Source organism: Capsulimonas sp., from assembly GCF_039929585.1.
Classification (GTDB): domain Bacteria; phylum Armatimonadota; class Armatimonadia; order Armatimonadales; family Capsulimonadaceae; genus Capsulimonas.
Window position 1 is genome coordinate 1 of record NZ_JBDSQY010000304.1, and the last position, 22,570, is coordinate 22,570.

19 protein-coding genes and 1 pseudogene are annotated in these 22,570 nt (G+C 56.5%); 7 read left to right on the forward strand and 13 right to left on the reverse strand.

All coding sequences use genetic code 11. From position 1 onward, the window contains the following. Positions 1 to 375 (reverse strand): annotated as a pseudogene (locus ABIZ35_RS23380) (ISAzo13 family transposase); the annotation flags it as partial. Between ABIZ35_RS23380 and ABIZ35_RS23385 the strand changes: the two are divergent. Continuing rightward, positions 364 to 846, forward strand: a complete 483-nt coding sequence (locus ABIZ35_RS23385; protein WP_348222339.1) for a hypothetical protein — start codon at positions 364 to 366, stop codon at positions 844 to 846. The pseudogene ABIZ35_RS23380 and the gene ABIZ35_RS23385 sit on opposite strands and share 12 nt — an antisense overlap. A gap of 10 nt (positions 847 to 856) precedes the next feature. After that, positions 857 to 1,981 (forward strand): XRE family transcriptional regulator, encoded by a 1,125-nt coding sequence (locus tag ABIZ35_RS23390; protein ID WP_348222356.1) that lies wholly within the window; start codon positions 857 to 859, stop codon positions 1,979 to 1,981. A gap of 212 nt (positions 1,982 to 2,193) precedes the next feature. Here ABIZ35_RS23390 and ABIZ35_RS23395 read toward each other — a convergent pair whose 3' ends face one another. From ABIZ35_RS23395 to ABIZ35_RS23405, 3 genes are all read right to left on the reverse strand, one after another. After that, positions 2,194 to 2,886, reverse strand: a complete 693-nt coding sequence (locus ABIZ35_RS23395; protein ID WP_348222340.1) for a DUF4145 domain-containing protein — start codon at positions 2,884 to 2,886, stop codon at positions 2,194 to 2,196. Positions 2,887 to 2,965: 79 nt separating this feature from the next. Continuing rightward, positions 2,966 to 3,475, reverse strand: a complete 510-nt coding sequence (locus ABIZ35_RS23400; RefSeq protein ID WP_348222341.1) for a hypothetical protein — start codon at positions 3,473 to 3,475, stop codon at positions 2,966 to 2,968. Next, on the reverse strand, positions 3,468 to 4,073 hold the full coding sequence (locus ABIZ35_RS23405; protein ID WP_348222342.1) for a Uma2 family endonuclease: 606 nt from the start codon (positions 4,071 to 4,073) through the stop codon (positions 3,468 to 3,470). Before ABIZ35_RS23405 ends, ABIZ35_RS23400 begins: the two co-directional genes overlap by 8 nt. Positions 4,074 to 4,265: 192 nt before the next feature. On the opposite strand from ABIZ35_RS23405, the gene ABIZ35_RS23410 reads away from it, so the two are divergent. Beyond that, entirely contained in the window at positions 4,266 to 6,569 is a 2,304-nt protein-coding gene (locus tag ABIZ35_RS23410; RefSeq protein ID WP_348222343.1) for a glycoside hydrolase family 3 N-terminal domain-containing protein, read from the forward strand. Here the strand turns inward: ABIZ35_RS23410 and ABIZ35_RS23415 are convergent. The 5 genes from ABIZ35_RS23415 to ABIZ35_RS23435 all read right to left on the reverse strand — a co-directional run bounded on the left by ABIZ35_RS23415 (position 6,553) and on the right by ABIZ35_RS23435 (position 9,857). Further along, positions 6,553 to 7,164, reverse strand: a complete 612-nt coding sequence (locus tag ABIZ35_RS23415) for a Uma2 family endonuclease (protein ID WP_348222344.1) — start codon at positions 7,162 to 7,164, stop codon at positions 6,553 to 6,555. The genes ABIZ35_RS23410 and ABIZ35_RS23415 overlap by 17 nt on opposite strands. Positions 7,165 to 7,236: 72 nt before the next feature. After that, a complete protein-coding gene (locus ABIZ35_RS23420) occupies positions 7,237 to 7,803 on the reverse strand; it encodes a hypothetical protein (protein WP_348222345.1) in 567 nt (188 codons plus the stop codon). Positions 7,804 to 7,943: 140 nt separating this feature from the next. After that, positions 7,944 to 8,555, reverse strand: a complete 612-nt coding sequence (locus tag ABIZ35_RS23425) for a PEP-CTERM sorting domain-containing protein (protein WP_348222346.1) — start codon at positions 8,553 to 8,555, stop codon at positions 7,944 to 7,946. Positions 8,556 to 8,849: 294 nt separating this feature from the next. Next, the gene (locus tag ABIZ35_RS23430; protein ID WP_348222357.1) at positions 8,850 to 9,203 is read right to left on the reverse strand and encodes an ATP-binding protein; all 354 of its coding nucleotides are present in this window, start codon (positions 9,201 to 9,203) and stop codon (positions 8,850 to 8,852) included. Positions 9,204 to 9,236: 33 nt separating this feature from the next. Then, entirely contained in the window at positions 9,237 to 9,857 is a 621-nt protein-coding gene (locus ABIZ35_RS23435; RefSeq protein WP_348222347.1) for a GGDEF domain-containing protein, read from the reverse strand. A 479-nt stretch (positions 9,858 to 10,336) separates the two neighbouring features. Here ABIZ35_RS23435 and ABIZ35_RS23440 point away from each other — a divergent pair, with 479 nt between their 5' ends. After that, complete coding sequence (locus tag ABIZ35_RS23440) at positions 10,337 to 13,318, forward strand: hypothetical protein (RefSeq protein ID WP_348222348.1); 2,982 nt, start codon at positions 10,337 to 10,339, stop codon at positions 13,316 to 13,318. A 323-nt stretch (positions 13,319 to 13,641) separates the two neighbouring features. Next, positions 13,642 to 14,169, forward strand: coding sequence for a thioredoxin domain-containing protein (locus tag ABIZ35_RS23445; protein WP_348222349.1), 528 nt, complete (start codon positions 13,642 to 13,644; stop codon positions 14,167 to 14,169). A 34-nt stretch (positions 14,170 to 14,203) separates the two neighbouring features. Here ABIZ35_RS23445 and ABIZ35_RS23450 read toward each other — a convergent pair whose 3' ends face one another. After that, positions 14,204 to 15,952 carry a GDSL-type esterase/lipase family protein gene (locus tag ABIZ35_RS23450; RefSeq protein ID WP_348222350.1) on the reverse strand — a complete coding sequence of 583 codons (1,749 nt, stop codon included), beginning with the start codon at positions 15,950 to 15,952 and terminating at the stop codon, positions 14,204 to 14,206. A gap of 180 nt (positions 15,953 to 16,132) precedes the next feature. Between ABIZ35_RS23450 and ABIZ35_RS23455 the strand changes: the two genes are divergently transcribed. Together ABIZ35_RS23455 and ABIZ35_RS23460 are read left to right on the forward strand one after the other, a co-directional pair. Continuing rightward, entirely contained in the window at positions 16,133 to 17,188 is a 1,056-nt protein-coding gene (locus ABIZ35_RS23455; RefSeq protein WP_348222351.1) for a sigma-70 family RNA polymerase sigma factor, read from the forward strand. 185 nt (positions 17,189 to 17,373) lie between these two features. Continuing rightward, positions 17,374 to 18,960, forward strand: a complete 1,587-nt coding sequence (locus ABIZ35_RS23460; RefSeq protein WP_348222352.1) for a sigma-70 family RNA polymerase sigma factor — start codon at positions 17,374 to 17,376, stop codon at positions 18,958 to 18,960. 40 nt (positions 18,961 to 19,000) lie between these two features. Here the strand turns inward: ABIZ35_RS23460 and ABIZ35_RS23465 are convergent, their stop codons facing one another. From ABIZ35_RS23465 to ABIZ35_RS23475, 3 genes are all read right to left on the reverse strand, one after another. Further along, positions 19,001 to 19,744 carry an NAD-dependent protein deacylase gene (locus ABIZ35_RS23465; RefSeq protein ID WP_348222353.1) on the reverse strand — a complete coding sequence of 248 codons (744 nt, stop codon included), beginning with the start codon at positions 19,742 to 19,744 and terminating at the stop codon, positions 19,001 to 19,003. Positions 19,745 to 19,778: 34 nt separating this feature from the next. Then, positions 19,779 to 22,196 carry a DUF4157 domain-containing protein gene (locus ABIZ35_RS23470; protein ID WP_348222354.1) on the reverse strand — a complete coding sequence of 806 codons (2,418 nt, stop codon included), beginning with the start codon at positions 22,194 to 22,196 and terminating at the stop codon, positions 19,779 to 19,781. 177 nt (positions 22,197 to 22,373) lie between these two features. Continuing rightward, positions 22,374 to 22,570, reverse strand: a 197-nt coding sequence (locus ABIZ35_RS23475) for a hypothetical protein (protein ID WP_348222355.1), incomplete at its 5' end; no start/stop codon positions are given.

Below are 22,570 nucleotides of genomic sequence, written 5' to 3' on the forward strand. Positions count from 1 at the left end.
GTTCAACTCCTTGAGGGCAAGCGCAATCTTGGCCAGACTTTTGGAGACCCAGAGGAGCGGACGCATCGGATCGCCCATGAGTGTCGGCTCGATCACCCGCTGGAGATCGGAAATTAAGGTCGGGTCCGTCAGAATGAGTGGCGGTCTCCCGCCGCCGGCGCGCCGCACGCTCCCTGCGAGAAGGGGTTGATGATCTAAATCTTTGAGTCCTCTTCCAATGGTGCTGCGGGCGACTTTTGTCGCTTGGGAGACGGCCAGGATGCCGCCATATCCGGCCGCGCGTGCTTCCGCCGCCGCCCATATTCGGCGGTCGCGTTCATCCAGATGAGCGGCCACGCACTCAAAGCGCGCACGGATGGCGTTTTGGTCAATCATGCAGCTATATTCGACACCGAAAGCGGAAAAGACTCCCGCATTTCAGGATTAACAAGATTCACTTATATTGGACCAAGTCCTAAGATACCTGCCGGTTATCAGGTGTCGCCCAAAGGATACCAATCTAGGGAACTTATTGAGGGTGATAACCAACAGTGGAATGGTCAACCGTCGCTATTTGAAGAGGACAATGTGCCTGAGGAGGCCTTCCAGAACTACTGGGTGCTTTCCGAATTTGGAGGTACTTCTATATCTGGCCCGTATTTGACGATTCACTTGAGCCTCCCTGTTCACCTCAATAGTGTTGGGGATCGGATGACAAGTTGTGAACATGCCGTTCTGTTTAATGGTCCGGTAAACAATACGATTCCGGTAATTATAGATATACCCAATAGTGGTGTTGACAACTCTGATAACTATTACTCTAATTCTAGTTCAGAATTAGAGGCCGTAATTATAGAGGAGAATTAAGGTGGGCGATGTGTTCTTACCACCCATTGGATCGGATGATAGGCATTGGGGTGTTTTTTCACCGACGCGATTAACTGTCGCTCGGCGTCGGCGCTCCATGACGAAAAAAGCATTAGCCGAAGCTATTGCAGTTTCGGCGCCGGCGATTACACAATATGAAGAAGCCTATAATAAACCTGAGCTAGAAACTACTTTTCGGATTGCGCGAGTATTAAATTATCCAATTGAATTCTTTTTCGATAGGGATCTTAATTTAATTCCCGATGAGGCTTTGAGTTTTCGTGCACGAAGATCAATGTCAGCTTCCTTACGTGGCAAGATGAATATGTGTGGTGTGCTCGCCTCAAGCCTGATTTCTAATGCTGTGAGAAAAAAGTTTAAGCTGCCAGATATGGACATTACAAATATGTCGGGAGAAACTCCGGAAAATGCTGCCGTATTGCTTCGTAGGCAATGGAAGTTAGGGGCGCATCCAATCTCTAATATGGTTCATTTATTGGAATCAAGAGGGGTTGAAGTCTATTGGGTTAATGAAGACTCTTCATGCGTAGATGGTTTTTCGTTTTGGCAAGACGATAAACCATTTGTGTTACTCAACGTGTTCAAAGATGCCGGCGACAGAGGCCGGTTTGATGCGGCGCATGAACTTGCTCATTTAGTACTTCATAGAAATTTAGATGTGCTTGATGGGCACAAAGCAGAGAATGAAGCTGACAGATTTGCGGCATCATTCTTACTTCCTGAAGATCAATTTAAATTGGAGAGTCCTTCACAGCCTGTTTTAAATCACTATGAGCATTTGAAAAATAGATGGGGATTATCCATTGGGGCTTTAGTTAGAAGAAGTCGAGATGTTGGAAAGATTTCACAGTGGCAATATGAAAATGCTTGTAAAGAAATTGCTCGACGGGGCTGGAGAACTAAAGAGCCGTGGAAAATTAAACGTGAAACATCAAAATTGCACACAATGATATTTGAACGTATGAGTAAGAGAGGGATTCTCCCATCCAATTTTGCTCAAGAAATTAAATTGCCATATGATGAGTTGTTGTCCTTAATGCCTGCTGCAAAGTCTTTCGAACAGAAACAGCTTTTCAATGATGATGATTATGATTTGAACAAATTGGACTTCTGAAAATCTGTTTGTAATTTAAAAATTACGCGTTTTATGCGAGTGTCTATATTGGTTTATCTTGTCGGTAGTATTAAATATACTGCCGACTTTCTTATTAACAACGTATAATTCTGCCAGGTATGACAGTTCGCGTCATTAGGGTTATAATCGTTTTTTGCATGATCGTGCAGCAGAATTTAAGAATTTATTCAGCACACAACAGTACTAGGTGATTAGTTATCCTCTGTGTTTAAATTATTTAACCGCCTTGGGGGTGATGCAAGTCGTGTCGCTTTATAATCCAGTTCATAAAGAAAATTCAGAATGTCTTCGCTAACCCCAATTGCAAGTCTTAAATCGGATCTGCTGGGTGATTTAAGCTCATGTGCCGCATTATTCCCCATAAATCGAAAACTGTGAAGGCATTTAGTGATGTTATCAGGAACAACACTAGATAAATCTTCGATCTTCTTTTCTAGACTCCCCCTTGTGAAGCCTTTGTCAGCACATATACCCTCAACTAACGCTCTAATTCCTATTGTACATAGAATATTTAGATTCGCATTAAAAGCGCTAATGCTTTCTTCATAGATTATTTTGAGATCTTCTGATAACTTCGAAAACTGCCGTGCTGATATTGATGACGCCATTCTGGCTGGTATGTAATTAACCGAGTATATTTGTCTGCCAGATTGCGTAACATGATTGTTCATTGTCCAGCAATTCTCGATAGTTGGAGTGTTACATCCTTTACATAAAATTAATCTAGTAATAAGAATATCTTCCCCTATACATTCATTCCCATCAAAATCAGGATAATGAAATTCTTCGCTGTATTTGGCTTCGTGATTTGTTTCACGTGAGCACGTATTGCAATATATTCTGAAATGCAATGGAGGATTGTCAAAATAATTCTTCTCACTCATGGTAGTGTTTTCTTTCTGTATGTAATTTTGGTTACTGTCCTATTTAATAATTCGTCTTGTACTACAGAATGATGCCGTTTTACCACTCACCCCTCGCACCCGCCCGCGTCGAAAACGCCTTAGCATCATAAACATACTTTTCCGACCGCTGCACCCACCCGCCGGGCGTTCGCTCCCAAACGGTGTCGCTCACCATGTCCTGGGTAACGTACACCGGCCCGTTCGGCGTGCGGCGGGGTGGGTGGGCGTAGTGTGTGGCTATGGTGGCGTGGGCTTCGCGACCGGTGGCGGTGACTTTGGTGATCTTCCAGGTCATCTTGTACATTTGTGTGACCGGGAGATGGGCGAGGCGGTCGATTATGGTCTTGCGCATGGTGGCGTAGGTTTGGGTTGCGCCAGAGACGTCGGTCAGTGTCCAGGTGGGGGCGAAGGTGGAGAGGTAAGCGGCGGCGTTGTGCTGATGGCGCGCGGCGGTACGTTTGTCGAGGGCGGCGTGGATGCCGTGGCGGGCCTCGGCGACGGTGACGGCGTGCGCGGGGAGGGCGGACGCGCAGGCGAGCAGAAGGAGTGTAGGAGCGAGTTTATTCATTGGGTGTTTCAGAAGGGGGAACAGTGGGAGCAAAGTCGATGTTTTCATAGATCGCGGCCAGCGTCAGCGTGCAGTCAATCGATTCTAGCGCGAGTTCCCCGTGCGGTTCTGTTATCACCGAAAGCAGCCAATGGTTTTCGTCCTGCCGGAGATAGTGTTCGATCCGCATTTTGTCTTGTGAAATCAGCACATAGTCGGTGAGCGAGGGCAATCTTTGATAATGCGCGAACTTCTCGCCTCGATCGTAAGATTCCGTGGAAGGGGAAAGCACTTCGAAGATGACAGTGGGGTTGGTGAGTGTTTTGACGGGCTTGTCATCGAATACTCTTTCTCCACACACCACCACGGCGTCGGGATAAGTATATAACCCAGTCGTGTCGACCCGAACACGCATATCGCTAGTATAGCCGCGGCAGGAGCGTCCACGCAGTTGCGGGCCAATACCCTGTGCGAGATTGAACGTAATGATATTATGTTCTTCGCTAGCGCCGGCCATCGCGAATATCTGACCTGCGTAGTATTCGCTTTTGTGGTCGGCGGTGCGCTCCAACTCCAGATACTGTTCGGGAGTATAGTAAGTTTTGGGAAGGGAAGCCATACGGGTTACCTCAATCGGCGATGACGGCAAGATAGCTTAGTATACCTTCGCTGCTTCTGTGGAGATGTATGAAACTTTGTCTTGCAATTGATGTCGGACAGAGTGTGGATGGATTTATTCTGGATGGGGCAAAACCCGGCAGCCGCCATGATTTTTGATGACAGGACGACACGAAAGGGAGGCCGCCACGCGATGCGCGCTCATTCACTCACGATCGATCGACGAAGACTTTTCCGAGGCGCCGCCGTGCTGACGCTGGCTGGGCTGCTGGCTTTCGCTGTGGGCGCGCAGTCCGCACAGGGGCAGGCCACTGCCCCGGCCAAGCCGTTCTCGGCCCAAGTCGAAAAGCGGGCGGCGGAGATGCGCAAGAAGATGACCCTGGAGGAGAAGGTCGGCCAGCTGGTGCAATTTCCCAATGGCGGGACGCGTGGGCCGGACGGTAAAGGGATCGATCAGAATGAACTGCTCGCGCGCGGCGGCGTTGGCTCCCTGATGAGCCCGTCGGATGCAAGCGCCGTCAATGCGTTTCAGAAGCAGGCGGTCGAAAAATCCCGCATGAAGATCCCGGTGATCGTGGGCACGGACGTGATCCACGGCTTTCGCACGATCTTTCCCGTTCCTCTTGGGCTCTCGGCATCCTGGAACCCGGATCTGGTCGAAAAGACCTCGCGTGTCGCCGCCGTGGAGGCGACTTCCGAGGGCATCCGCTGGACCTTTTCACCGATGGTGGATATCGCCCGCGACGCTCGCTGGGGACGGATTATGGAAGGCGCCGGAGAAGATCCGTACCTGGGCGCGCAATTCGCCGCCGCCGCCGTTCGCGGCTACCAGGGGAAAGATTTGTCCGATCCCACGTCGATGATCGCCTGCGCCAAGCACTTTGTCGGCTACGGCGGCGCCGAAAGCGGCCGTGATTACAATTTGGTCGATATGTCCGAGCGCACGCTGCGCGACGTGTATCTGCCGCCGTTTCAGGCGGCTGCCGACGCCGGAGCAGGCTCGTTCATGAGCGCATTCAGCTCCCTGCAGGGCGTGCCCGCCTCCGCAAACCATCACACGCTGACCGATATTCTGCGCGGCGAGTGGGGATTTCGCGGCTTTGTGGTGAGCGATTGGGATTCCGTGAATGAACTGATCAACCACGGCGTCGCGCTCGACGGCGAGACCGCCGCCCGCAAGGCCGTGACCGCCGGCGTGGATATGGATATGGGAAGCGGCCGGTACGGCGAGAACCTCGTCAAGCTCGTTCGGAGCGGTAAGGTTCCCGAGCGCGTCGTGGACGAGGCCGTCGAGCGCATCCTGCGGGTCAAAATCGCCATGGGCCTATTCGAGCATCCTTACACCGACGAGACCCGGCGCCAGACTGTCCTCTTCGCGCCGGAGCACGTGGCGCTCGCGCGGCGCGCCGCAGTTGAATCCTTTGTGCTGCTGAAGAACGATCCCATCGCGGGCGGCGCTCCCGCGCTGCCGATCGCCGAGGGAAAAACCGTCGCCCTGATCGGACCGCTCGCCGATAACGCCGGGGAAATGCTGGGCGTGTGGGAGTGCCGGGGACGCGACTCGGACGTCATTACCCTCCGGCAGTCGCTCGCCGACCGGCTGAAAGACAAATTGATCTATGCGAAGGGGACGGAGATTGAAACCGACTCCGAAGCAGGCTTTAGCGGAGCGCTCGAAGCGGCAAATCGGGCGGATGTTGTCGTGATGGCGCTGGGCGAGACCCGAAGAATGACCGGAGAAGCGGCCTCGCGCACCAAACTCGTCCTGCCCGGCAACCAATTGAAGCTGCTGCAAGCGGTCGCCGCCACCGGGAAACCCGTCGTGCTGGTCCTTTTCAGCGGCCGTCCGCTGGCGCTTCCCTGGGAAGCCGCGCACATCCCGTCGATTTTGGAAGCCTGGTATCCCGGCGATCAGGCGGGGCCGGCGCTGGCGAGCACACTGTTCGGCGAAACCAATCCCGCCGGAAAGCTGACCGTGAGTTTCCCCCGCGCCGTCGGTCAGGAGCCGCTGTACTACAGCATCATGAACACTGGTCGCCCTGTGAATCCGGGCAATCCGTACGTGACCCGTTATATCGACGAGCTGACCACAGCGCAGTTCCCCTTCGGCTGGGGCCTGTCGTATACAAAATTCGACTATTCGGCCACGAAAATTACTACAACAGCTGCCCGCGCCAAGGATTTGAACACCACCGGCGCAATCACGATCGAAGCGACAATAACAAACTCCGGAGCACGCCCCGGCGAGGAAATCGCCCAGCTCTATATCCGCGAGCGGGGGACCAGCGTGGTGCGTCCTGTCCGAGAATTAAAAGGCTACCAAAAGATCCTTCTCAAGGTCGGGGAATCACGGCTCGTCAAGTTCACACTGACAAAGAAAGAGCTCTCATTCTGGAACATCGACTCCAAGCAGACCGTGGAGCCGTGTGAACTGACCGTATGGGTCGCCCCTCACTCCGATGGCGGGCAGCCGGCACAAATCACGATCGCGCCGTAACGTCGGCATTGATCGGCGACGGCGCTGCGAACTCGACGTTTTCATAAACCGAAGAAAGCGCCAGCCGGCACTCAATAGACCGCAGGACAATCTCGTCCTGCGGTTCCGTCGCTTCAGTGAGCAGCCAGTGGGTCTCATCCTGTCTTGTGTAGTGCTCGATTCGCATCTTGTCCTGAGAGATCAAAATATAGTCCGTGAGCGAAGGGAGGCGTCGGTAGTGCGCGAACTTCTCGCCACGATCGTAAAGCTCCGTGGAGGGAGATAGCACTTCAATGATTACGTTGGGGTTAGTAAGAGTGTCCGTGTGCTTGTCGTCAAACTTTCGCTCACCACAGACGGCAGCATTGTCAGGATAGGTATAGAGCCCGGTCGCGCTGACGCGAATGCGCATATCACCAGAGTATGTGCGGCAGGGACGGCCGCGCAATTGTAAACTCAGTTCGCGCGAGAGATTGACAGTGATAATATTGTGCGCTTCACTGGCGCCGGCCATTGAGAATATCTGCCCCGAATAATATTCGCTCTTATGGTCGGCGCTTCGCTCCAGTTCCAGATATTGTTCCGGCGTGTAGTAAACTGCGGGTAGGGAAGCCATACGGATTACCTCAATCGACAATCAAAACGAGATGGCTTTAGTATACCTTCGCGTCAATTTTTCCGTTATCCACTAAAACAGCGCATATGCACGTGGGCGAGGCTCCCAAAATACGCAAACCAATCGAATCAGCGCCGGTGCGATGAATAGCGACACAAACAGCCAAACATACATCGCGGCAAACGTACGATGAGATCTCGGCGACATCTCGTAGGTGATATAGTGATCGCTTCCCGCTGTCAGATCCTGAATTTGGCCACGCCAATATTTCGCGGAAACGATTTCGCCGGGTCTGCGGGAGGCGGCGAAGTTCTCCCAGACGTGATCGTAGTGATGGAGATTACCCCATTGATCGCGGATGGTGAGCCCATAAACCGTGACGCCGCTGACGTAGACCTTTGAGCCTTCATGCCGTGAGGTCACGTCGACCACTGTCGCGGGGCCGTCGGTGCATGGCGCGAGTGAAGGATCGATATTCTCCGCGCCGGGAACGCAGCCCGGCGAGCGTGCGCGTAAGTCGCCCTGAACGTTGATATCCCGAAATTCGGACTTGACGTCGTGATAGATGTTGTAGATACCCAGCGGGATCAACGTGATCAAAATCATGAGGATCGGATATCGGTTCAGTCGCCAAGTCATGGGAATGCCTTTGTTGTCAAGATATAAGCTATCTCTTAAGACACGGAGGCGCCTGGTTGGTTGCAAGGCTTGCAAGAAAAAAATCCCCCGCCGTCGAAAATCGACAGCGAGGGCAGTGTGGGGACATTTTCAGACAGACTTTAGAACACGAGTGGGCGGCGGCGGCGGGACTTGATGACGAGCGTCGCGATTCCCAGAACGCCGAAGCCGAGAGCGGCGAGCGCGGAGGGTTCCGGGACGGCGCTCGGGCTCAGGAAGAGATACTCCACCTGGAAGCCTTCGATGTAGCCGGGGTCGTTTACTCCTGGAAGATAATCGGCCAAGCCGCCAGGACCGTCGAAGGCTACCGTGAAAGTCGGGTAACCAGCCGTCGGACCGCTGAGTGGCCCGTTTTCCAGCGAGTAAAACACGAATGTAGCGGAGCTATCCGCGTCCCCAGGATTGAAGCGGATCAAGCCCGGATAATACGTTCCGGTCGGGTCTACAAGAAGGACATCGCCCGTGACGATGGAGGGTGGGCCGCCCAGATCATAGGTGAGCGCCGCCGAATTGCCGCCTGGGCCGGGATCGGGAGCGATGAAGGAATCGAGAAATCCGCCGCCGCCACCGGCAAAGACAATAAAGCCCGTACCGTACGAGTCCGCAACCACAAAAACGTCCGAATCCGGGTCACCGATGCCTTGTGCGGATGCGCCGCTGCCAGCGAACGCCAGCGCGGCCGCCGCGCCGAGTGTTAAGAGTGCGTATTTCATGCTTGGTCTCTCCTGATGTAAAATTGCAATATCTGTGATTAGTACGTGCTGCAAGAAGTGTGCCAAGCAGACAGGCTTGTTCGTGTTTTTGAAATAATTTACACGTGAATTATGGCTTCATGCTCAAGCGTCGAAGTTACGCCGAACTGTGCCGACAGCAAAAAGCCCTCCCAATTGTCTGATTGGCAGGGCAATTATGTCTATAAGCGGCGCTGGTCAGGTGAGCCAGTCGGGGATCGGTTCTTCTCGATCTTTTTCCAAAACAGTCGTCGTGCTGTTTTCGTTGGTGAGCAGTCACACGCGGTCGGCGGTCTCCAGAGTCAGCTTCAAGCCATGGCCAAAGCTGTTGGCGGTGGTGAAGCCTTTTTCCAGCATGGCGCGGGGCAAGCTGTCGATGGGAATGCCCTTGCCGCGATCCTCGATCCAAACCTGCACGATATTGCCGGCAATCGTCGAAACGCAGGATCGTCCGTCCTGTGCGTGGACGATGGTGTTCATCGCCGTTTCACCGACAGCCGTCGAGAGATCGTAGATACGGTCTTTCGGAAATCCGATACTTTCTGCGGCGTCGATGGCCTCATGACGCAGCGTACTCAGGCGCTCGCTGGTAATAGGATCGAGCCGATCGCCAGATGCGCACCATGCCAGGACTCGTCATGAGGGAGGCGTAATGTTCGCGGCTCAACTCACGAATTGGTATTCGATCGGGGCGGCCTCGACTTTGTTTTTGCCGGTATGTTTCGCCCGGTACAGAGCCGTGTCCGCCTCGCGTACGATCTGCTCGATGTCATAGTAGCCGTCGCGCGTCCAGCTGACGCCGAAGCTGCACGTGACATCGATCTTGCCTTCGAGCAGAAAAATCGGACTTTTGTTGATGGCGAGGCGAAGCTGCTCGGCCCGGAGCATGGCGGCTTCGCCGTCGCAATCGTGGAAGACGATTAAGAACTCCTCACCGCCGTACCGCCCGACGGCGTCCGAGGTGCGCACGCTCGCCTTGAAACGCTTAGCCGTTTCCTGAAGGACAACGTCTCCCAATTGATGTCCGTGTCGGTCATTGATCTGCTTGAACCCGTCTACGTCCGCCATCACCACTGAGATTGAGCGTTTCGTCTGTTTGGCGTCCGTCAGGTCACCGGCCAAATGCTCGAAAATCATCCTGCGATTCCAAAGTCCCGTCAGATTGTCTTCAGTCGCCAGCTTCCGCAGCTTTTCCTGCTCCGCCTCCAGCTCGCCTTTCGCGATCATCAGGTCGATATGGGCCAGACGCGCTCGCTCCTCGCTGATCTTCAGCGCGATTTCCACCTGTTTGCGCTCCGCCTCGTTTGGCGATTTGTATCGCCTTGTCGTAATCCCCGTCCTGACCCGCCTGGACATCGATTCCGAGCCGGCGCGCATCCTGCTGAGGGGCCGCCGTCGTTTGTGACGGCAGGACGAGGAGCGCGCCGACCGTAACGAATTTAAGGATGTGCGCTGGCGACATGAGGCTCCTCCGCTGAGAGATTGAGTGTCCTTAATACGACCATCGCCCAGGAATGTTTCAACGCGATGTCAAGTAAATCGTTGTAGTTTTTTCTTCAATCATGGAACACTGACAAAGTTGACAGTTTTTGCTTTCGATGATTTTCAGATCCTCCTTGCAATCTGCTTGATGCAAGGAGGATCTGAACCTTGAAACTGGTCGCGGAAAAGAGATAGGATTCTTAACTATGTTCGACAGCTTTTCGTTCCTTAAAAAGATCTCTCAGCAAGGGAGACAGTTTTCACTTCTCGGGTTAATACTATTGGTATTAACGCTATTCAGTAGAGCCGCTTCAGGCACGGCCACGCTGAACGTCCCGAGCATCTATGCAACGATTCAGGCTGCTGTCACCGCTTCCACTTCAGGGGACAGTGTCGTCGTTGCTCCCGGCACGTATACGGGAGCTGGCAATGTCGACATCGACTTTGGCGGCAAAAACATCAATGTCATGTCGTCGGGCGGCGCCGCCGTCACGGTGATTGATTGTCAGGGATCCGCAGGCTCGCCTCACAAGGGTTTTTACATTCATAGTGGTGAAACTGCGGCGGCGATCGACGGCTTCACGATCCAAAACGGCTATGACGCAAACCTAGGAAGCGGTATTGCAGTCCTTGCCGCCACGGCGACAATTAACCAATGTGTCATACAAAATTGTACGGGACGGTTTGGCGGCGGCATTTATGTATCGGCTCTGGCGACTAACCCGTTCACCCCCTCCAATGTGACGATTACCGACTGTGTGGTGAAAAACAATTCGGGTTTTCAGGGCGGCGGTTTATTCTGTAACGCAAGCAACTGCGCTGTCTCTCAATCCGACTTTCTGTCCAATACTGCCTCATCAGGATCTAGTCCCAACACGACTTATGGCGGGGGCATTGAGATCACAAAGAATAATTCCAATATCGTCACCGACACCGTCACCGACTGCGTGTTTATTTCTAACTCGACGCAGGCGGACGGCGGCGCGATTGACATGGCCTCAAATAACACGAATCAAACAGTTAAGGTCTACAACTGCTCCTTCTACGGCAACAGTTCTGGCTCCGCCAATACTGGTACTATCGACTTTTTTAGCGGAACGAACACGGTTAGGAACTGTATCTTCTACGGCGACGTTTCGTCAAAAGAAATCTCGACAGCCAGTCCGCCAGCAGCAAACGTAGTCCAATATTGCGATGTCCATCAGTCCGGTTACGCCGGCTCGAACAACAATATTAACGCGGACCCTCTGTATGTCGATACCGCAAACAAAAATCTCCACCTGCAATCTGGCTCTCCTTGTATTGGAGTTGGGACAAGCACGGGAGCTCCGAGCGTCGATCACGACAATGTCGCCTGGACGCCTCCAATCTCAATGGGCGCCTTTGATGCGTCCACAGTTTTATCGGCCACACACTTTTCCGTAAGCGCCCCGGGTTCGGCGACGGCAGGTTCATCGTTCAATGTTACCGTTACCGCGCTCGACTCCGGCAACGGCACGGATACGAGTTACTCCGGAACCGTCCATTTTACCAGCTCGGATGGAGCAGCCACGCTTCCGGCCGACGCGACCTTAACCAATGGCGTGGGAACCTTCAGCGTCACGCTCGAGACAGCGGGCAGCCAGACTGTCACCGCCACGGATACTGTCAGCAGCTCCATCACTGGAACAAGCGGAGCGATTGTGGTTGGCGCAGACGCGGCGGACCATTTTGTGGTGAGCGCGCCTGGGTCGGCGACCGCCGGCTCCCCATTCAATTTCTCCGTTACCGCCGTGGATGTCTATGGCAACACGGATACAAGTTACGCGGGAACCGCGCACTTTACCAGCACCGACGGAGCGGCCACGCTTCCGGCCGATGCGACATTGACCAACGGCGTCGGAACCTTCAGCGTCACTCTCAAGACCGCTGGCAGTCAAACGGTCACCGCCACGGATACAGTGACCAGTTCGATTACGGGAACCAGCGGCGCGATTGTGGTTGGCGCAGGCGCGGCGAACCATTTCGCCGTGAGCGCGCTAAGTACGATGAGGGCGGGGTCGGCGTACAACATCACGGTGACCGCCAAGGACGCATACGGCAACACGGCGACGGGTTACGCCGGCACGGTTCATCTCACGAGTTCAGACACAGCGGCGATCTTGCCCGCAGATGCGACGCTGACCAATGGCGTTGGAACTTTCCGCATCCTTTTCAGAACAGCGGGCGGTCAAACAATCACCGCGACCGACACCGTCAATAGCGCCATCACAGGAACCGCCGCAATCACAGTTACGGCGGGACCAGCCGTGCGTTTCGTACTCACTGCGCCAAGCTCGACGCAGGTGGGAGGGGTGTTCAACGTCACAGTCACGGCCAAAGACGCGCTTGGCAACACAGTGCCTGGTTACGCCGGCACGGTTCACCTCACGAGTTCAGACACAACGGCGATCTTGCCTGCGGACGCGACGCTGACCAATGGCGCTGGCTTATTCCGTGTCATTTTCAGAACGACTGGCCGGCCAACGATCACCGCGACAGATACCGTCAATAGCGCCATTACAGGAGCCGTCGCGATCACCGCTACGGCGGGGCCGGCCGCGCGTTTCGTACTCACTGCGCCAAACCCAACGCAGGTGGGGGCGGTGTTCAATGTCACAGTCACGGCCAAAGACGCGCTTGGCAACACGGCGACTGGTTACGCCGGCACGGTTCATCTTACGAGTTCAGACACAGCGGCGATCTTGCCTGCGGACGCGATGCTGACTAACGGCGTTGGAACTTTCCGCGTCATTCTCAGAACGGCGGGCCGGCCAACGATCACCGCGACCGACACCGTCAATAGCGCCATTACAGGAGCTGTCGCGATCACCGCTACGGCGGGACCGGCCGCGCGTTTCGTACTCAGTGCGCCAAACCCGACGCAGGTGGGGTCGGTGTTCAACGTCACAGTCACGGCCAAAGATGCGCTTGGCAACACGGTGACGGGTTATGCCGGCACGGTTCACCTCACCAGCTCGGACAGATCTGCGATCTTGGCCGCAGACGCGACACTGACGAACGGTGTGGGCACATTTCAAGTTACGCTCAAGACGACTGGCCGGCCAACGATCGCCGCAACAGATACGGTCAATAGCGCCATTACAGGAAGCGCCGCGGTCGTGGTCAACGCCGCTGTGGCGACACGCCTCCTAATGAGCGCCCCCGTCACGGTGACGGCTGGATCAGAATTCAGCCTGGTGGCCACCGCCAAAGACGCTTATGGCGACATCGCCACAGGCTAAGCCAGCGCCCTTCACTTTACTATCTGATGTTACGAGCCTATGGAGCAACGAGTCGCTCCATAGGCATATTGCACAGTTGCTCATGATCACTTTGGACGCCCTGACCAAGAATGAGTAGTCATTCTTGGTCAGGGCGCTTTTCTTGACAGTTTTGCCGGTCTTGGCGTCTTGCTCGACTTGATCCTTGACGATCAATTCAAAGCAGACAGGCATGGTGACCAACGCTGTATATCGGTAATAGCCTTACAATCATGTTCACGAATATGCAGGGCCGGGTACAAGTTTCTCAAAGCGCATTGCGCGAAAGATCAGGAGAAAATATCATGCCGGAATTGACGCCGCCCGTGACCACGCGGGACCATCGAGACGGGCCGGACGACGCGTCGGTGACGCTGTTAGAGTTTGGAGATTTCGAGTGCCCAGACTGCGCTCGGGCGTATCTGATCGTGAAGGATTTACAGAAAGAATTGGGGAAGCGCCTGCGCTTTGTCTATCGGAATTTTCCATTGAACGACATCCATCCCTATGCGCAAGCCGCCGCCGAAGCGGCGGAGGCGGCCGGCGCACAGGGACAGTTCTGGACGATGCACGATACGATCTTTGAGAACCAGGATGACCTAGACGAAGCAAGCATAGCCCAGTTCTCTGAGGACCTCGGTCTCGATATCGAGAAGTTTGCCCACGACACAAGCGAGCATGTGTACGCCGGCCGTGTGAGCGACGATCTTGCCAGCGGCCGAAGCAGTCTTGTGCAGGGAACGCCCACGTTCTATCTCAACGGACTGCGGCACGACGACTCATACGACTTTGAGACTCTGCTGGCGGCGATTAAAGAGGCCGAAGCGGGATGAGTATGATCGCCGCCGCTTCGACGTGGTTCCGTGCTTACGGTGCGTAGACTTCGAGTTCCGTGGTGAAACCGAAATTCGCCGAGTAGCCGGCTTCCTCGGAATAGTGATCGACATAAGTCAGTCGGACGTAGCGTGCGGACGTTCCAGGGAAACTGAAGCGCTGCTTTTCTTCCTTGTGCAGTGAGAACGCTGCTTTTCCGACGCCGGTGAACTTCTGACCGTCGGCGCTGACCGAGACGCGTACGGTTTTGGTGGAGCCGAAGGGTGGGACGCCAATGATGACTGTACCGATTTTCTGGGCGCTGCCGAGATCGACGGTGACTGTCTTGGGGAAGGCTGCGTTGTCGCCGGTGGCGAAGGTGTGCCCGTCGGGGACCCAGGAGCCGTCGGTGAGTGCGCCGATCCCGTAATTATAGACATTCGGATCGCTCGCCGTATAGCTCTTGCCGACAGCGAGGTTCAGGCCGTTCAGGGGCTTCAGCGCCAGCGCGGGATCGGGCTCGGGAGCCGCGAGCGTAAGCGCGTAATGGTGTGGCTTGGGCTGCGCGGCGTCATGACGAGCGGCGACGGTGTCAGCTTCTTCGCTGTCTAGCGCGGCGAGATAAGCGGGAAGCGCCTTCTGCATCGCGGCGTTTTTATTGGTTTGTCCCGGAACCTGGATGTCGCGCCACTTATGAAAGTGCTGATCGTCGTGCTGCAGGGTGAGCTTGCGCACATCCATGGCCTGGCTCAGCATCGGGGTTGGAAGCGTGGCGAGGTTGACGCCCGCCGCAAGGTCCTGCGCGCTGAGGTCGCCGACTTCAGTTCCGTCGATTGTCAGAGTATAGCTGCCGTCCTTGAGCCCCGTCACTTGCAGCGGCTCCTGGTTCAGCGCCTGCATGAAGTCCGAGGATTTCAAGGAAAGGGCGGTGGCGGCGTCATTGGTGTCTAGCGGCATCGGCAGCGCGTTGTCGTTCTGCGTCCACGAGATAACCATCCCTGTCTTCAGATCGGAAACCTTGGTATTGTCGGCGGTCACGACCTTCTTTCCCTTGGCGTCGATCTGCACCTTGGTGACGATTGATGGCGCGTTCCACGATTTGAGCAGGGCTTCGGCCATAATCAGGTGTCCTGAGTAGCCGGGATGAACGCGGTCTGGAATGATTTTTTGGGACAGATCGGCGTCGGTCGCCTTCGCCTTTTGCAGCATCGCCACGACGGGCGTATTGAAGTCGGCAACTGTCGCGCCGTAGGCCGGAGCGAGGCTCTTGATGAAGTCGCCGTACTTGAGCAGGACGGAGTTGTATCCGCCGTCGAAGTTGGCGTTGCGCGTCGTGTCGTCATACGGCGAGGGGACGATCAGCGTGTAACGCACGCCGGGATCATTGGTCTTGACGCTGTCCAGAATGTGCTTATAGCCATTGGAGTACGTGTCAAAAATCCCCTGGTCGAAGGCTTTATAGGCGGCGTCGTTCATGCCGAGCATGATCGTCATCACGGTTGGCTTGTAGGGAAATACGTCCCGCTGTAAGCGCAGGTCGATCGGACCGCCGCCGCCGCCGGACACTCGGTCTCCGCCCCATCCCGAATGTGTGAAGTCGATATTCATCTCCGGGAATCGTGTTGCGATGTAGGTTTCCGTGATGGTCGTGTAAAGACGCTGATCCGTGATGCTGTCGCCGTAGAACACCACCCGGTCGCCGTCATGCAGCGCAAAAGCGCCATTTCCCTGCGCGCCGGCCGCGCCGGCGGCGAGCAGGGAAATGGCGCCGATTGTCCATATTATCGATCCGCGAGTTCTCATTCCACTCTCCTTGAAATCATACGAAGACTATCATATCATGAATGCTTTTGCGATTCAAGAATTATTTGCGTTTCGCCCTCGTCGTGTGATATGGTCTATTTTGAGAGAGCTCTTTCGCGGTGAATCTTTTTTGTCCGCTCTCATAGTTTTCCGGGCATTCCTCATTGGAGGCGACGATAATTGACGGATTGGTATCTCCTGCGCCGGTTTCGGGATCATCGATCGGAAGCGGCTTTCTCGCAGCTGGTTTCTCGGTACATGAAGCTTGTGTATGCAGTCTGTTATGCAGAACTGCAAAACGCACAGGCCGCCGAGGATGCGACTCAGGCCGTGTTCTTGATCTTGTCGCGCAAGCCGCCGTTCCAGCGGGGAACGACGATTGCCGGATGGCTGTATCGCACGGCGAAGTTCGTGGCGGGGCATGCGCGCCGAGCGGAGCTTCGACGCGGCCTAATGCAAAGCGCGCTGGAGATAAGGCAGATGAACGGGCCGCACTTTGGCGATCCAGATGGGGGCGATATCCCCATGCTGAACGATGCGCTTGCCGCGCTTCGGGATGCGGACCGGGAGGTTCTTCTTCTGCGTTTCTACCAGCAGATGTCGCTGGCCGAAATTGGAGAAGCGCTGGGCGTTTCGGAAGACGCGGCGCGCAAACGCATCACCCGTGGCCTGGATAAGCTTCGCGCTTATCTCCAGCGTCACGAGATCCCTGCCTCCGCCGCGCTCCTGGCCAGTGGGATCGTGATTCCCCTTTCGTTCGAAGCCCGGCGCGTCGTCCTGCTGCATTCCATCTCACAGAGCATTATGCCCGGTGTGGGAACCACCGTTGTCAGCGCCTCCGCGCAGCAACTCACCTCGGAGGTAATTAGAACCATGTTTATGACGAAGTTGAAATGGACGACGGCTAGCGCCGTCATGCTTGTCGGCACGATCTCAGGCGCGTCGTATGTGATGGCGCAAGGCGCTGGCCATGGTTTTACCAGCCAGGGCAAGATGCTCATGGCGAAAGCTGACGCGCCGCAGCGCCCAACATTGCGGCCGGCTGACGCGGAGACTGTATGGCAAAAAACATCCAAGGGCGATCTGAAGAATATGCCTCAAGCGATTGAGGTCATGAAAACGGCCGATGGCGGCATTAATATTCGGGCTACGCAGCCGGGGCAGGCTGGTCATACTGGAATGCAAAGGACTTACCCCGCCGCCAGCGGCGTTACGGGTGTCCACAAAACGAAATAAACGTGTCTGAGAGACGTTTATTTCGCCGCCGTCGCTCCTCCTTCGTGTAATAGGAGCGGCGGCAGTTTTGTCTTTCTGGGCGGCGCGCTCCGCTTCTTTCCCTCGATATGTCAGAATCTTTCTGTTGGAAATTTGTTGTCCGGTTTTCGCTGTCCGACCGGAATAGTGTATGGAGGCGTCGATATTTGACGGATTGGTATCTCATACGCAGATTTCGGGAAGACCGCTCGGAAGCGGCTTTTGGTCAGCTTGTCTCTCGCTACATCAAACTCGTTTACTCCGTGTGCTATGCGGAACTCCAAAACGCACAGGCGGCCGAAGATGCGACTCAAGCCGTATTTCTGGTGCTGGCGCGTAAAGCAGAGTTTCACAGGGGGAGTACGCTGTCGAGTTGGCTGTTCCGCACGGCGAAGTATGTTGCAAGGCATGCCCGCGATGCGGAGGCGAGCCGGCAGCGTATGCAAAACGAACTGGAAATCATGCATCGAGAGCAAACGAACGTTGGCGATCCGAGTGACAGCGTTGCTCTGATACTGACCGAAGCGCTCAGCGCGCTTCGTGAGCCAGACCGGGAGGCGCTGCTGCTGCGCTACTATCAGGACATGTCGCTGGCGGAAGTCGGGGATGCGCTGGGCGTTTCCGAAGACGCAGCGCGCAAACGCATCGCCCGTGGCCTGGACAAGGTGCGCGCTTATCTCGGACGCCACGGCGTCGCCAATGCTCTTGGCGTATTGACTGCGGGCATGGCAATCACCGTTCCTTTGGAAGCGCGGTCCGAAGCCATGGTCTACGCGATCTCACAAGGCCTCACTCCCGCTGTCGGTCTCGCCGCCTCCACTGCCGCGAACCAATTGACACTGGAGGTATTGAAGAAAATGGCGATGATGAAATTGAAATGGACCGTGGCCGCCGCAATTGTGATCGCCGGCGCCGGTTCGGGAACGGCGTACGTGATGGGGCAGGGCATAGGAGGTGGGGCCGGGCCGGGCGGCAGCGCTCCGAACGCCGCGCAAAACCGTTCCTTGCCGATGCCTACCGGGAAAATTGAAACTCCCAGGCCGCCGCATGTGACACTGGCGCAAGCCGACGCTGCGATCCGATTCTTAACCCAGCAGCACCAAATATATCTACAGAAGTCGAAATTGGTGAAGAAAAATTTAGATGCATACGTCCGTCACGCTCAGTCTGGGCATCGGCAAACTCAATCATTGGATGTTATGGCAAAACACGATCATGTCCTAAACGGCTACGCAAGAGATTATCTCTTATTGAAAAAGCAAGCCGCTGACTTAGAAGGCGAATTAGTATCGTTGAAGCAGGACAGAGCAAAAATTGTGGCGGACGATAATAAGGCGCATGGGCTCTCACGGATGTCGGCGTCGTCGCCTTCCAATCCGGCGGCGAAGAATGGGCTCACGGATCGCGAAGTTCAGCAATTGAAAGCCAAGCTCAGTTCGCTCAACAAGCCCCTTACGGAAAATGAGCTGAATTTGCTGAATTTGCAGCTAGCCTCCGTCGTACGCCAATATGGCGTAAAGAAAAAAGCGCTCACCAAGGCCGAGCAGCAGTTGATACTCAATCGCAGTCAATATTCCTTGCTTCCCCCGTCGAATACCCCGAAGAAACGCCGAGTGGCCAAATCCGTGGCGGCATGGACGAAGAAGTACTCACAAACCAAGAGTGAGTTTGAGGCAATTGCCAGTCAGCAGCAGAGATTGGAAATGCAGATCGCTGCCGTGAAAGCGCGGCTGGCTGCTGCGCAGAAAGCATAGCTTTCCCATAAGTCAGCATTCCAGTGGCGCTGCCGGCGGCTCAGCCTTCGGGCCATGCCTGCGCCAGCAGCGCCATTAGCGTATCTCCGGCGTTCGCCTCGATCTGTATTACGCTTTTGTGTGCGTCGATCCGTGTGGGATTGATGATCACGCCCAGCGCATCGTGCTCAATCGCGATCCGTAAGAGGGACGCCGCCGGTTCGACCATGCCCGACGTGCCCACCGAAAGAAACAGATCGCAATCCACGGCGGCGTCCGCCGTCTGATCCAGCGCACCCTCGGGGAGCGATTCCCCAAACCAGACGACATCGGGCCGAAGATAACCCTGACACTGAGGACATCGAGGCGGGACTTCGTCTGTCGCCGGCCAGCTTTCGACGACGGTATTCTCGTCAAAGCACTTGGTTCGCCGGATGTTTCCGTGCATCTCCACCACACCAGAACTCCCAGCCTGTTGATGCAGTCCATCGACGTTCTGAGTGATCAGCGTCAGCTTTGGAACGTGGAGCGCAAGCGCCGCAAGAGCTACATGGGCAGCGTTGGGCGCCGCTTTTTCGACTAACGACCGCCGCCACGCATACCATTCCCAGACTAACTTCGGATCGCGGCGAAACGCCTCCGCCGTCGCCAGATCCTCGGGGCGATACTGCGCCCAAAGCCCCGTCTGCGCCTCGCGAAACGTCGGGAGGCCGCTGGCGGCGGAGACGCCAGCGCCCGTGAGAACGGCGATGTGGCGGGCGGTGCGAAGCTGATCGATGAGAAGCGTCGGAAGTGTGATGGCCATAATAAACGCTTTATCGATTGTGGAAGGCGTTTTGCTAGGCGGCGGCGGAACCGGAGGGAGGGCCGGGCAGGTCGTTGATCTGTGGTCCGCCGAAGACCTCCATCAGGTCCAGATTTGGAATCGCGAGCCGGTTCGCTTCCAGTGCGGCGCGCACCGCCTTTGTCAGCGCCTGCTCGATCGCCGCGCGCGCCACGCCCGTGAGACGGTTCGCGTTTGTGTTGATCGGATTTACTCCCAGAGCGGTCTCGATGACGCCTACCGCTCCTCGAACGCCGGTTTCCGCGTCAGCGACTTCTTCCAGCGCGCCAAAGGGGACGATATTTCCCAGGCTCACCGCGCCGCCGGGGGAGACCGTCGTCGTCATCAGACCCGCGATGTCCTTGCCGTTTGCCTGCAATCGGATAGGATTGTTCTCGGAATCGCTGAAGATACTGATGCCCGTGATGTGCGGCGAAGAGATCAAACTCGCGCCTGCGCCGCCTTTCAACTTCTCGGCGGAGTTAAGAGCGTCCTCGCCGGTCCCCGCCAGCGCGGCGGCGACGGTCGCTTTCAGACCGGCGGGAATAAATACGCCGCCCTCCGCTGTCCCCTCCTTGATGTCCTCTTTGACGGTCACATTGGCGTTTGCGGAGATACTGGTGATATCTTTTGTTCCCAGCGGGGCGGGGCCGCCGCCGGAGGACATTTTCTGAACGTTTGCGGCAATCGCAGTCTTAGTTTCGGCCAAATCAGGGTCGGTTAAGGGGCTGTAACCAGGCGTTGCCGGCCGGGTCCCTTGCAGCAGCTCCGTCACCTTCCCGGTGATTGCGGAACGAACCAGGCCGGTCGGGGTGGGGACGCCGGAGTCGCTTTCGATGTTGATCGCGCTGAGTGAGGCGGTGGCGAAGTCGTAGCGCAGCCCGCTGAACGCCATGTTCGGCACGAGAGGGAGGTCGACGATCAGTGGGGGAGTGAAGGAGAGGTCCAGTCCGCCCTGGTCGATCCTGAGGGCGACTGAGGTTCCCTCCTGCGTGCTGATCTTGGCGGTGAATGTGTTTAGCAGAAATACGTTTCCCGGGATTTGAAAGGATACCCCCGCGTTATTGATCCCTACTTGCTTGGGGATCTGGTCGGCGAGTGGATCGCGCTGGACCTGGGGAGCGGCGCCCTGCTGGATCGTATGAGTCAGCTCATGCGCCAGAAGATGCTGGCCGTCCTCCGTACCGGGCTGATACTCGCCGGCGCCAAACGCGATGTCGTTATCCACGGTGTAGGCGCGGGCAAGAACGGATCCTGCGGATCGGGCTGCGCCGGCGTCGGCGTGGACGCGGACTTGGCTGAAGTCGTGTCCGAAACGCGGCTCCATAAAGGCCCGTGTCGCGCTGTCCAGCGGCTGACCGGACGAACGCAGAGTGTCCTCCACCAGCGGCGCCGCGTTGGCGGATATTTGCGAATCCGTTTCGGCGGCGGCCCGCTGTACAGGAGGCGCTCCCAGCGCGTCAGGTCCCGAGGCGGCGGGGCCGAAGCCCCAGCTCTTAGGCAGAATGGCGCCGACATCGGCGTGGACGCCGAAGATGATATTCGGGCCGGTCGGGTTGACCTGGAGATGCAGCCAATCCACGCCCGGCACGGGCAGCATTTGCCCGCTCAACTGGTCCAGCAGCCATGCCCGCGACTGTGGGTTCGCCATCGCGCCGCCGAGCGCTCCAGCGGCGACTACTGCGGTCGCGCTAATGACGGCGGCTTTTTCGCCCGTCTGGAGACGCTGCCACTGAAGCATTCCTTTCGCTCGCAGATCGGCCATCGCCTGCATCATCTCCGGCGTCACCATCGCCGCATCCATCACATCTCCAGCCGCCGCCGGGCGCGGCCCATTCAGAGTGACATCCGCTGGCAGCTGTGGGGGCGGCGCAATCGTGGGCGGAGCGGCGGCGGGAGCATTCGCGGCGGGATTAGGATCGGCGGAGGCCGGACCAGCGGGAGGGCTCAAGCGGACACGCCCCAAAGCGCCGGTCAGAAACCCGGGTTCGAGCTTCAGCATGGCGGCCTGAGCCTGTGCCTCGATGGCTGGGTCGGGGTGCACTTGATAGGCGGCGGGAGCGTTTGCGGCGGGTGGGGGCGGCCCGCCGATACTCGGCGGCGTCAGCTGGAAATTCGGCACGGGCGGGAGCACGCTGCCGTCGCGCTGCACGGAAACGCCGTCGCCTTGCGTCCGGCTCAGAGAGCCCGGCAGGTTCTCCGCCGTCTGACGCATGACCTGGTCGGCGGTCTGTTCCGCCTCCATCTCCAATGGATCTCCCGGCTGGCTGACATCCATCGCGGCCTGCGGACGCAGCACGGACATCTGGGTGAAGTCGTGGCCTGAACTTGGCGCGGTCAGACTCGGTGTCGGCGTCTCCCCTGAAGAAGCGGGCTCGGGCGCTAGACTGGGCGGTGGCGATCGATGACGTCGGAGCGGGATACGTGCAGGCATGGCAAAAGCCCTCCAGTCAATCCGTTAACTCCCTGTTCTCGATAGCGTCCGCCAACTCCTGCTCAACTTCTCCGTGGGGGGGTAACTCATCATTGTTACAATCCTTCTCTCGCTCCTGTCCCACAGCTGGAAGCAGTGGGCTAATCAGGGGCAAGCAAGCTAAAGCAGGCTGTAAGATTAGGAGTGGCGTTCGTCAAAATCCGAACAGTCGGCTTTAGCCGCCTTCCCCCTGACTAGACCACTGCTTCCAGCTGTGGGAAAAGGAGCCGCCGAGGTAACAAAAATCAGCGCCGCCAGCTCATAAGCGTCCGATCTGTAAGACGCAGGGCAGGAGGGAAAGTGATCTTTCGTGACATTGAGAATGGGCTTTGCGA